Origin of the sequence: Virgibacillus flavescens (assembly GCF_050574275.1) — a bacterium.
Classification (GTDB): Bacteria; Bacillota; Bacilli; order Bacillales; family Amphibacillaceae; genus Virgibacillus_F; species Virgibacillus_F flavescens.
Window position 1 is genome coordinate 2,517,912 of record NZ_CP192260.1, and the last position, 11,937, is coordinate 2,529,848.

The following is an 11,937-nucleotide window of genomic DNA, read 5'->3' on the forward strand; positions in this document are numbered from 1 at the left end:
AGTTGAGTCAGTTAGTAATAATAAAATACTCAAACCATTCCTTAATTCATAATAAAATCGGACAGTACAACTAAATGTACTGTCCGATTGATTTATTTAAGAAAGTTTCTCTTCACTAGATTGCTGAGAAACTAGTACTGACCTTGGCTTACTTCCTTCATAAGGACCTACTATACCTCTATCTTCCATCGCATCGATTAAGCGTGCAGCCCTAGTATATCCAATTCTGAATCTTCGCTGTAGCATCGATACACTAGCCGTTTGCATTTCCACTATTAATTGGACCGCATCGTCGAACAAATCATCATCTACTTCAGATTTGAGTTCACTCGTTTCCTCAGGAATCATTTCCTCCTGATAGGTAGCTTTCTGTTGTTCAATACAGTGATCTACAATACGTTCGACCTCTTCGTCAGATAAGAAAGCCCCTTGAACACGAGTAGGTTTTGAAGAACCAGTTGGCATAAATAGCATATCGCCACGACCCAGTAATTTCTCAGCACCGCCCGAATCTAATATTGTTCTTGAATCTGTTTGTGAAGAAACACTAAACGCAATTCTGGAAGGTATATTAGCTTTAATAACCCCAGTAATTACATCAACTGACGGACGCTGCGTGGCAATTATAAGATGGATTCCAGCAGCTCGTGCCATTTGTGCTAATCTAGTAATAGCATCTTCCACGTCGCTTGAAGCAACCATCATTAAATCTGCTAATTCATCTACAAGGACTACAATATAAGGCAGATTTGGCTGTTTCTCTTCTTCTTCAATACCTTGGTTATATTTTCGAATATATTCGTTATACCCCTCGATATTTCGAGTACCAGTGTCCGAAAACAGCTCGTATCGTCGATCCATTTCTGAAACAACTTTTTTCAATGCTCTCGACGCTTTTTTTGGATCTGTTACTACCGGAGCCAATAGATGAGGAATTCCATTGTATACATTTAATTCAACTTTCTTCGGATCGATCATCATCATTTTAACTTCATGTGGTTTTGCACGCATGAGAATTGTAGTAATAATTCCATTCACACATACACTCTTACCACTTCCAGTAGCTCCAGCTATTAGAAGATGTGGCATTTTGTTTAATTCTGCAACTACGGAATCACCTGAAATATCCCGCCCTAAACCAAATAGTAGTTTTGAAGGTTTTGTTAACGTGCTATCTAGTACTTCACGCAACGAAACCATAGCGACTTCTGTATTAGGTACTTCGATGCCAACTGCAGATTTCCCTGGAATTGGGGCCTCGATCCGAATATCTTTTGCAGCTAATGCCAGGGCAAGATCGTCATGCAACCCTACAATTTTACTTACTTTAACTCCCGCTTCAGGATAAACTTCGTATTTTGTAACTGCGGGTCCAACGTGAACTTTTGTTATCTTCGCTTTAACTCCAAAGCTAGTAAATGTACGTTCCAATTTTTTCACAGTTGCTTGGATATGAGATTTCTCATGCTGCTGCGAGTTATGGGTAGGCTCAGCAAGTAAACTAAGCGGTGGTAGTATATATTCATGATTTTCAGGCTCAGTCATTGGCATAGAGCTCCTAAGTTCTGATTCAGTTTCAGTTTCAACTTCGTTTACGTTCTTATCTTTTTCCACTTTTTTGGGTTCGGAATTTTTAGGTTCATTAAACGAGTAGGCAACATCAGTAAAGTCCTGAATAACCGGTTCGCTTGGTTCAGGATCAATAGGCTGTAGACTTTTATTTTTTATTTCTGCCTCATCATCCACTTCTTTTTTAATTTTCTTCTTTTCTTTCATACTAGTAATTCGTTTACCAGTCAACGCTTTACCCTTTGACCAAAATTTAGCGGTAAAATCACCTAACGAAAACTCAGTTAAAAATATGATACCGATAATCATCGAAAAAACAGCTGCGATTTTTGCTCCTATCGAAGAAAATAGATAGTAACAAAATGAGAAAAGCAATGCTCCAATCATGCCTCCACCAGTTTGTGCTAATTCACCAGGACCATTTACGTATGTGAAAAAACGACTCCAGGTTGCCTTTATGATAGAAGTATCTTCATATTGAAACAGTAGCATTTCAAATGATTGAATATGGGTTAAAAGTAAAATCCCACCGTATATTATATAAAATCCAATCATTTTTTTATGGGTGAAATCTGGATACTTTCGCTTAATAATTAAAAATAGGCCAGTTATAAGCAACAACAAAGAAGCAATAAAGTACCAGATTCCAAAAAAGAATTGAAAAATGTTTTCCAATATACTTGGAATCGCTCCATCGCTAATCATACTTGCTCCACTTCCAAAAATCGCAATAAATATAAAAAGCAGTCCCAATAATTCAAATTTCACTTGTTTTTTTAGTTGACTCTTTTTCTTTCTTTTCCTTTTTTTCGCCACTTTACTCACTCCAAACACACTTAAACTTCATGTATCATACATGTCATACTCATTCCATGGAAAATGAAACCCCTGTCACAATATATTGACAAGGGCTTAACAATTGTTTCCAATATCTATGGTCTATTATATCATATTTATGGAATGGAATCTCAACTAAATTAGTGTGTTGGTAGAATTGAACCTGGTTGATATTGGGCGTTCATAAAGTCTTCAGGATCAGTTGATAATAATTGAACCACTTGATAATTTCCTTCTTCATTTTTTTCAACATACACAGATCTATTTTGATGAATGATTACACTTCTTTGGCTATTGTCATTTTGACTAGGAAAGATGTCTGCTTCACTTAACGGTGTATATAAGATCATACTGTTACATCCTCTTTCGTTTTCGATTGACTGATTAATTCACTTACTTTTGACATAGCTTCTTTCACTCCACCAATTCCATCAATAAGACCATAAGAAACAGCATCTGCTCCTACGACGTTTGAACCAATATCACGTGTTAAATTCCCTCTAGCAAACATTAGTTCTTTAAATTTTTCTTCTTTTATTTTAGAATGGTCCATCACAAAATTGATTACTCGATCTTGCATTTTGTCCAAATATTCAAATGTTTGCGGAACACCAATTACAAGACCAGTTAACCGGATAGGGTGAATAATCATGGTTGCAGTTGGAACGATATATGAATAGTTTGTCGAAACCGCTATTGGGACACCGATAGAATGGCCACCTCCAAGTACGATGGACACAGTAGGTTTGGAAATGGATGCGATCATTTCAGACAAAGCAAGTCCAGCTTCTACATCTCCTCCTACTGTATTAAGTAAAATGATTACTCCTTCGATTTTTGGGTTTTGTTCAATTGCAATTAATTGTGGAATCAGATGCTCGTATTTAGTAGTCTTGTTTTGTGGTGGTAGCTGAATATGTCCTTCAATCTGTCCAATAATCGTTAGGACGTGTATATTCGAGTCAGGAGCTTGTGGAACATTGGATTGCCCTAACTGCTGTATTTTATCTACTAACGATGACTTATTTTCCTGCTCTTGTTCATTTTCTTTTTCCGACGATGTATGTTTGTTCACTTAACTTCACTCCTCTTAATTTATCCTGCTGATTATAGTATGAACAAGTGAAGCTCTTCCTATTAGAAAAACTACCAACAATTTGCTGGTAGTTCATATTTTAAATATTTATACTTTTTTCACCGATTCAATTAACGTGCTCAATTGAAATGAATCGTGTAATGCATTAACTGCGCGTTCAACATCTTTATCGTGAATTAACACCCAAATTGTTGTATAACTATCCGCTGACTGTAATATTTGTATGCCTTCATTTGTAAGTGCCTGAACTATTTTTGAAGCAATGCCAGGAACGCCATTCATACCTCCTCCAACCACTGAAACTTTAGCACAATTCTCAACTACATGCGGATGAAATCCCAGATTATTAATTTGTTCTATAGCTGTTTTAGTATAGATGTTTGGAATAGTGAACAGTAATCCAGTTGGCGATATATTTATAAAGTCCACTGAAATTCCTTCATCTGCAAGTACTTTAAATACTTCAGAATGAAGACGATGCATTTCTTCTCTATTTTTAATTTTTATCTGTGTCAAACAAGACATATGAGCAATTCCAGTAATTAATTGATCAGGTATATCTTTTATACTTTCGTTTGTTACAATCGTACCTTCGTCGTTTGTGTAAGTTGATCGAATGTGTAATGGAATATTAGCTTGCATTACAAGTTCCACAGCTCTAGGGTGAATAACTTTAGCACCTTGATAAGCCAAATTACAGATCTCCATATAAGTAACTGATTTTAGCTTTCTGGCCGTTTTTACTATACGAGGGTCTGCAGTCATTATGCCATTTACGTCCGTAAAAATTTCAATTTTTTCGGCGTCTAGTGCTACACCTAGAGCAGCAGCGGTAGTATCGCTGCCACCTCTACCTATTGTAGTCACTTCTCCCGTTAGTGACTGTCCCTGAAAACCAGCGACTACCACTACATCGTACTTTTCCATTTCTTTCCGAATTCGTGCCGTATTAATACTCCTAATTTTTGCCTGTGTAAATTCGGATGTGGTAGTTATCCCTGCTTGTGCTCCAGTTAGGGCAACAGATAAAACGCCGTTTTTTTGTAATTGATTAGATAAAACCACGCTCGCTATTGTTTCCCCACATGATACTAATAAATCTGTTTCTCGATTAGAATGAAGCGGAACAGTTCTATCAATTAGACCTAATAAAGTATCTGTTGCATAAGGATCAGGCATTCGTCCCATAGCGGAGACAACTACGATCAGCTTGTAACTTTTTTCCATCGCCTTTTTAATATGAGAGGTAACTCTTGAAATACTTTCCGCAGATTGCAAAGAGGTTCCCCCATATTTTTGAACTAATACTCTCACAATATCACCTCTAAATTACAACCAGATATCTTTGCTATATACAAAAGTGTCATTTATTCAATTCCGTTATTTTTATAAGGCATAATGACAGGCTGAATCTGTTCAAATAAAAGTGCAGCTTTAACCGTATCCACTAGGAGATCCATATGGGATACAAGTGAGTTTGGTTTTTTATAAGGATCATCCTGCCCGTAAGGAATGAAATACATGTATTTACTGGACATCAGTCGCATTAAATTAATACCGTTTAGTCCTAAGGCATCATTTGTAGAAATCCCCAATACAACTGGTTTTCGATTTCGCATCGTTGCCTTAGCAGCCATTAATACCGGCGAATCTGTTAAGGCGTTTGCTAATTTACTCATCGAATTTCCTGTTAACGGTGCAATAACCATACAGTCCAGTGGTTCTTTTGGACCTAGAGGTTCGGCACCTGGCATGGTTGAAATTACTGTCTTACCTGTGAGGGCCTCAATTTTTTCAATATGGTCTTCTGCCTTTCCAAACTTCGTGTCTGTATTTCGAACAGTATAGGTTACAATTGGTACAACTATTGCCTTTTCTTTCATTAGTCTTTCAATTTGCGGGAAAACTTCATCATACGTGCAATGAGAACCAGTAACTCCAAAACCAATTCGCTTACCTTCTAACGTCATTCTGTTTCCTCCTTACTTGTAATAAATTGTTTAATCACATCTGCTAAAATCCTGCCTGCTGTTTTAGGAGCTACTATACTTGGTAAACTTTTAGCAAGTATGGCTTCAATTCCGCGTTGCTTCGCGTAATCAAAGTCTGTTCCACCTGGCTTCGATGCTAAATCAATAATTAAACCATGTGAGGGTAAATATTGAATCAATTCTTTTGTAATTACTCGAGCAGGAATTGTATTAATTAATATATCGCACTTATCTGTGTTTTGAGATAATTGATTAAAAGGAACTGCGTGAAATCCCATCTCAGTTATTCTTGCCAGATCTTCTGTCTTTCTGGCACAAACGGATACTTTCGCACCGAGAGCAGAAAATTTATTGGCAACCGTTTTTCCAACTCGACCATAACCTACAACGAGGACATTTGATGAATGTATCGTAAAGTCGGTGTGTTCAATAGCCATCATTATTGTTCCCTCAGCAGTTGGAATAGAGTTATAAACTGCAATGTCATCTCTGTCAAAAAGTTTAACCAGCCGTCTGTCAGCTTCGGATGTTATAGTCGTAAGGTATTCATTTGAAATTCCTGTGAATATAGAGGACGTTGGCTTTAATCGATTAACCCATTCTTTTGTTAACCGAATCGATTGATCTGAAAAAACAGGTTCAATCACCCCATTTTTATCTGTTCCTGTAACAGGAAGAATAACCATATCTAATTTCTCTGGTTCTAATTCTGAAAATTCCAGTTGCTTTAATCCTGTAAAACCTTGGTTTAAATTATCAAATCCAATAAGGCAAATAGTGGTGTCGTTCAAATGTTGTAACTGCCGTATTAATTCTATATACCTGGCATCTCCGCCTATTACAGCTATTAAATAACCCATATGTGTAATGCACTCCTTGCTGTAAAAATTCTATTTTTTGAGCATTTCCTTATAGCTTATGTGTATCAGGAAGGTAAGTGAGTAAAATTATAAAATTTGCTACATGCATCTCGATAATGATTTTCGCTCCACTAAATGTATTTTATTAATAAGCAAACAAAAAGGTTAGTATGTATACATACTAACCTGCATTGATTTCATTATTATTAATAGTGATTTATTCTGTTTCAACCATTATCATATCTTCTCCAATTTTTTTAATCGCATTCCAATGTATTTTTGTTTCAGCACCCTCCTTTTTCAGCCCAAACCATTTATAGTTCGGGATAATAAATGCTCTAATTTGACCCGTTCTTTCATCAATCTCAAGATCAGTTGCACCGAGTACACCTAACCTTGAACCTTGGCTTACATTGACAATTTCTTTTCCACTAATATCTTTGTAACGCATTTTACTCACCTCATTTAGTTTACGTATTATAAATATATGTAAAAAAAACTAACCTATGTCAGATGACAAAGGTTAGTCGGTAATTATTGTTCTTGTTTTGGTGCAATTAAGGCACTGGATGGTTCGGATTTGAAAATAGTCTCAATTACCTTTTGAACAGTACTATGGTCAACCGCATCAATCTCTTTAATCATATCATCCATGGTACGATGACGTTTTAGAAGCAATTCATTTCTTCCATTCCTGCTCATTCGACTGTTAGTACTCTCTAGGCTAAGCATTAAATTACCTTTTAGCTGTTCTTTACTATTTTTTAATTCTTTATCTGTAAGTCCGTTTAAAATAAGTTCATTTACCGAACTTGCAATCGTATCTTGCAATAATGGAAGCTGCTCTTTACCCGTTCCTGCATATATGGTTAATAAGCCATTATCTAAGAATGAAGAGTGGTATGAAAATACAGCATATGCCAATCCTTTTTGTTCTCGAACATCCTGAAATAATCTGGAGCTCATACTTCCACCTAGCACATTATTCATTATTATTAAACTGTAAGTAAGGTCATCACCAATAGCCAAACCATCATAACCTAAACATAAATGTGCTTGTTCTGTCTCTTTATTGCGTGCCAGGTGATTGGCATGAAATGCGGGTTTTATCAACGGTTGATGTTCTACATTTGATTCATAGTCACCAAAGTGGGACTCGACTTTATTGATAAACGATTCGTCTACGTTACCAGCAACAGAAACTACAACATTGTCTGGTGTATACTGCTCGGAAATGTAACCTCTTAATGTTTCTGGTTTAAATGATTTCAATTGACTCTCAGTTCCTAATATCGGGTATCCCAGTGGATGGTTGCCATACGTAGCATGAGATAATAAATCGTGTACGATATCATCCGGAGTGTCTTCGTACATTTTAATTTCTTCCAGTACAACTTTTTTCTCTCGTTCCATTTCCTCTTCATCAAAAGATGAATTAAAGAACATATCGGATAGTATTTCTAACGCGTATTCTTTATGATTGTCTAGTACTTTTGCATAAAAACATGTATACTCTTTCGAAGTGAATGCATTAACCTGTCCGCCAATCGCATCAAATGCCTCTGCAATGTCTTTAGCTGAACGATTAGTAGTACCCTTAAAAAACATATGTTCAAGAAAATGAGATATCCCATTATTTTTGTCTGTTTCATTACGGGAACCTGTTAACACCCAAACTCCAATTGTTACTGATCTAACTGCAGGAACTTTTTCCTGTACAATTCTTAATCCATTTTTGCATATATGCTGTTCAATCACTGATGTTTCCTCCTATTAGTAGTGCAGTTGTATTCTTTCAATCTAAGCGATTTTCTGAAAGCAATTTTTCAACTGTACCAATGTGATAATCATTTTCTTTAATTACTTTAATCATGTCACTTAGCCCACGAACTACAGCTTCAGTTGGATGCATTAATATTGTTGCACCGGGATGAAGTTTAGACTTTACTCGGTTTATCATAACAGATACAGAAGGATTCTTCCAATCAATGGTATCTACACTCCATAAAATCGTTTGCATATTTTGATCAGCGGCGACTTTGACAACTTGATCTGTAAAGCTGCCACTGGGCGGGGCGAACAAAGCAGGTGATTTCCCCGTAACCGCCTGTATAGTATTTGATGTGTTCTGAATTTGATTTTTGATTTCCTGTTCAGAAATGCGTGACATATCAGGATGGTTATATGCATGGTTACCTATCAGATGACCTTCTTCTTCTATCATCTGAGCATACTTAGCATTATTTTTAGCCCACTTTCCTTCCAGAAAAAACGTTGCTTTAACATGGTGCTGTTTAAGAATCTTTAATATGGCAGGTATATGCTCTGTTCCCCATGATACATTAATCATCAGTGCAGCCATTTTTTTCTCTGGATTGCCACGATATATAGGAGCAGGAGGTAAGTCTCCTATTGAAACGGATGGTTTAACCTCATCAAAAACAAGTAATTTTTCATTAAATAAGCCAGTTTCCTTCATTTTTTTATATGACTGATCAACGTTCACAACCCGACCATTTAATCCAGGTATTTTTTTCCAAACCTTGTCAATCACTGCATTTTGGGGCGGAATTTTATATGCAGAGCTTTTTACTTTGATTTCACTGTACAATGGGTCTTTTGTTTTCATCGCGTACTGTAAATTATTGAATGTAGTAATTGTACTCGATTCATTGGAAATAAAGAATTGATTAAATGAAATAACTATTAAAAAGAAAAAAACAGCAGCTTGTATAACCCACCTATACATATTCATCCCCCTCTCTTTTCAATATATGAAAAAAAGGACAAGATATGAATAAAAAAAGTGAAGGTACTTGTTTCTGCACAAATCAACTTGGTTGTCAGGAATATCGATGGCCGATGTACTCTATTGTATTAGCATTCGTTCTTTACTTTTTACGCATAAAAAAAGAAACTGGCTAACCAGTCTCTTGATTTTTTATTCAATCTGTTATGATCTTGATTTTTCGTTTTTTTCTTTTTCTTCAAGAAGTACAGCTTTTCTGGAAAGATTAACTCTTCCCTGGTTGTCTACTTCTTTAACCTTAACCATAATTTCGTCCCCAATTGAAACCGCATCTTCCACTTTGTTTGTGCGTTCTTCAGCAAGTTCGGAAATATGAACTAGTCCATCTTTTCCTTTGAAGATTTCTACAAACGCACCAAATTTCTCAATACGTTTAACTGTACCAAGGTATAATTGACCTATTTCCACCTCACGTACTAAATCTTCAATAATCTTCTTAGCTTTTTCGTTCATCGATGAATCAGTTGAAGAGATAAATACACTTCCGTCCTGTTCGATGTCAATTTTAACACCTGTTTCTTCAATGATTTTATTAATTTGTTTACCGCTTGGTCCAATAACATCACGAATTTTATCAGGCTTTATAGACATTGTTAAAATCTTAGGTGCATATTCTGAAAGTTCCGTCTTAGGCTCTTCAATAGTTTCTAGCATATGCGATAAGATATGCTGTCTTCCGTGTTTAGCCTGTGTTAAAGCTTCTTCTAAAATCTCTCTAGATAGACCTTCAACCTTAATATCCATTTGTAGTGCTGTGATTCCTTTATTTGTTCCAGCAACTTTAAAGTCCATATCTCCTAAGGCATCTTCCATACCTTGGATATCTGTTAAAATCGTATAGTCATCTCCGGATTTCATCAATCCCATAGCGATTCCAGCAACTGGAGCTTTAATTGGTACACCGGCATCCATCATTGCTAAGGTACTTGCACAAATACTTGCTTGAGAAGAAGATCCGTTTGATTCCAAGACTTCAGATACTAGTCTGATTGTGTAAGGGAAATCAGTTTCTGTTGGAATTACTTTCTCAAGAGCACGCTCACCTAAAGCACCATGACCAATTTCACGGCGTCCCGGGCTACGCATTGGACCTGTCTCACCAACACTAAATTGTGGAAAATTGTAGTGATGCATAAAACGTTTTGTTTCTTCTAGATCTAACCCGTCAAGAATTTGGACATCACCCATGGCACCTAATGTACATACACTTAGTGCTTGTGTTTGTCCACGTGTGAACAGACCAGAACCATGTGTTCTCGGAAGTACGCCAATTCGAGTGGCTAACGGACGAATTTCATCTGGCTTACGACCATCAGGACGAATCTTTTCTTTCGTAATTAAACGACGCACTTCATCTTTAACCATTTTATCTAGGATAGATTTGACTTGTTTAATAACACTATCCTCTTCCTCTTCATACGATTCCAGCACTTCAGCTTTAACTTCTTCAATTGCTACTTCACGAGCATGCTTTTCGTGCACCTGGATCGCTGAAACAAGCTTATCTTTAGATTCCATTTCAATTTTAGCAAGTAAATCCTGATCTAATTCAAAAACCGAAATCTCAAATTTTTCTTTGAATACAGCTTCCACAATCTCTTCCTGGAATGCAACAAGTCGCTTTATTTCATCGTGACCAAACATAATAGCTTCTAACATAACTTCCTCGGTCACTTCATCAGCACCTGCTTCAACCATATTAATGGCATCCTTTGTTCCAGCAACAGTAAGCTCAATATCACTTTTTTCCTGTTGTTCAATTGTTGGATTTATAATGAACTCTCCATCGACTTGTCCAATTACAACACCTGCGATTGGTCCACTGAATGGAATATCTGAAATGCTCAAGGCAATAGATGATCCAATCATTGCTGCCATCTCTGATGAACAGTCCTGATCCACACTCATTACAGTACTGATAACCTGAACTTCATTTCTGAATCCATCTGGGAACAAAGGTCTAATTGGACGGTCAATTAATCGTGATGCCAGAACAGCTTTTTCGCTCGGACGGCCTTCCCGTTTAATAAATCCACCTGGAATTTTTCCAACTGCATATAATCGTTCCTGATAATTAACCGTTAATGGGAAAAACGGCAAGTCTTTAGGTTTTTTTGATGCTGTGGCTGCAGTCAGTACGGAAGTGTCACCGTATTGAATCATGCATGCCCCATTTGCTTGTTTTGCAAGTTCTCCAATTTCAACTGAGAATTTTTTGCCAGCAATTTCAGTGGAGAAGATTTTTTTCTCTGCCATTAGTTTGAGTACTCCTTTCAAAAAGCTACTATAGTACATTTTATCGATAAAATGTTCGTATGTAAATAATAAAAAGCGGGAACAACCTTCAGGATAAAATCAATGACTGTATACTTACGATTAATATACCCAAAAATTTCCATTATTATCATTAGGAACTAAAGATAATTGAATATAAAAAAAGCAGGATTTCTCCCGCTTTTTAAATAAATTATCGACGTAAACCAAGTCTTTTGATTAGTTCGCGATAACGAGTTACATCATTATTACGTAGATAGTTTAGTAAGTTACGACGCTTACCTACCATTTTCAATAATCCACGACGTGAATGATGATCTTTTTTGTGTGTACGTAAATGATCATTTAATGTAGTGATTTCAGCAGTAAGCACAGCGATTTGTACTTCTGGAGATCCCGTATCATTTTCATGAACCTTATATTCATTAATGATTTCATTCTTACGTTCTTTTGTGATAGCCATTAGGTTCACCTCCTGTTTTTATTTATATCCCCAATTCC

General features: G+C 36.4%; 11 protein-coding genes. All 11 read right to left on the reverse strand.

Annotated features, from left to right (window positions below; translation table 11 throughout):
- Window positions 1–96 precede the first annotated feature (96 nt).
- Window positions 97–2,385 (reverse strand): DNA translocase FtsK, encoded by a 2,289-nt coding sequence (locus tag VBD025_RS12190; RefSeq protein ID WP_430785833.1) that lies wholly within the window; start codon window positions 2,383–2,385, stop codon window positions 97–99.
- Between the two features lie 161 nt (window positions 2,386–2,546).
- Window positions 2,547–2,756: a YlzJ-like family protein gene (locus VBD025_RS12195; protein WP_430785835.1), complete on the reverse strand. Its 210-nt coding sequence runs from the start codon at window positions 2,754–2,756 to the stop codon at window positions 2,547–2,549.
- The gene (locus tag VBD025_RS12200) at window positions 2,753–3,481 is read right to left on the reverse strand and encodes a ClpP family protease (protein ID WP_430785837.1); all 729 of its coding nucleotides are present in this window, start codon (window positions 3,479–3,481) and stop codon (window positions 2,753–2,755) included. The genes VBD025_RS12195 and VBD025_RS12200 overlap by 4 nt, the downstream gene beginning before the upstream one ends.
- 108 nt (window positions 3,482–3,589) lie before the next feature.
- Window positions 3,590–4,816, reverse strand: a complete 1,227-nt coding sequence (dapG, locus tag VBD025_RS12205; RefSeq protein ID WP_430785839.1) for an aspartate kinase — start codon at window positions 4,814–4,816, stop codon at window positions 3,590–3,592.
- Between the two features lie 53 nt (window positions 4,817–4,869).
- Window positions 4,870–5,472, reverse strand: coding sequence for a dipicolinate synthase subunit B (gene dpaB / locus VBD025_RS12210; protein ID WP_430785841.1), 603 nt, complete (start codon window positions 5,470–5,472; stop codon window positions 4,870–4,872).
- Window positions 5,469–6,353 (reverse strand): dipicolinic acid synthetase subunit A, encoded by an 885-nt coding sequence (gene dpaA / locus VBD025_RS12215; protein WP_430785843.1) that lies wholly within the window; start codon window positions 6,351–6,353, stop codon window positions 5,469–5,471. Before dpaA ends, dpaB begins: the two co-directional genes overlap by 4 nt.
- Window positions 6,354–6,570: 217 nt before the next feature.
- Entirely contained in the window at window positions 6,571–6,804 is a 234-nt protein-coding gene (locus VBD025_RS12220) for a YlmC/YmxH family sporulation protein (RefSeq protein WP_430785845.1), read from the reverse strand.
- 83 nt (window positions 6,805–6,887) lie between these two features.
- Window positions 6,888–8,111, reverse strand: coding sequence for a M16 family metallopeptidase (locus tag VBD025_RS12225; protein ID WP_430785847.1), 1,224 nt, complete (start codon window positions 8,109–8,111; stop codon window positions 6,888–6,890).
- Between the two features lie 37 nt (window positions 8,112–8,148).
- A complete protein-coding gene (locus tag VBD025_RS12230; RefSeq protein WP_430785849.1) occupies window positions 8,149–9,102 on the reverse strand; it encodes a polysaccharide deacetylase family protein in 954 nt (317 codons plus the stop codon).
- 204 nt (window positions 9,103–9,306) lie between these two features.
- Complete coding sequence (locus VBD025_RS12235; RefSeq protein ID WP_430785851.1) at window positions 9,307–11,418, reverse strand: polyribonucleotide nucleotidyltransferase; 2,112 nt, start codon at window positions 11,416–11,418, stop codon at window positions 9,307–9,309.
- Window positions 11,419–11,629: 211 nt separating this feature from the next.
- Entirely contained in the window at window positions 11,630–11,899 is a 270-nt protein-coding gene (gene rpsO, locus VBD025_RS12240) for a 30S ribosomal protein S15 (RefSeq protein WP_430785853.1), read from the reverse strand.
- Window positions 11,900–11,937: the final 38 nt, after the last annotated feature.

What these genes read in the sequence shown, in the direction of transcription:
- rpsO (WP_430785853.1), bottom strand. Translation starts at nt 11,899, where the DNA reads ATGGCTATCACAAAAGAACGTAAGAATGAAATCATTAATGAATATAAG.
- dpaA (WP_430785843.1), bottom strand. Translation starts at nt 6,353, where the DNA reads ATGGGTTATTTAATAGCTGTAATAGGCGGAGATGCCAGGTATATAGAA.
- VBD025_RS12220 (WP_430785845.1), bottom strand. Translation starts at nt 6,804, where the DNA reads ATGCGTTACAAAGATATTAGTGGAAAAGAAATTGTCAATGTAAGCCAA.
- dpaB (WP_430785841.1), bottom strand. Translation starts at nt 5,472, where the DNA reads ATGACGTTAGAAGGTAAGCGAATTGGTTTTGGAGTTACTGGTTCTCAT.
- VBD025_RS12230 (WP_430785849.1), bottom strand. Translation starts at nt 9,102, where the DNA reads ATGTATAGGTGGGTTATACAAGCTGCTGTTTTTTTCTTTTTAATAGTT.
- VBD025_RS12235 (WP_430785851.1), bottom strand. Translation starts at nt 11,418, where the DNA reads ATGGCAGAGAAAAAAATCTTCTCCACTGAAATTGCTGGCAAAAAATTC.
- VBD025_RS12195 (WP_430785835.1), bottom strand. Translation starts at nt 2,756, where the DNA reads ATGATCTTATATACACCGTTAAGTGAAGCAGACATCTTTCCTAGTCAA.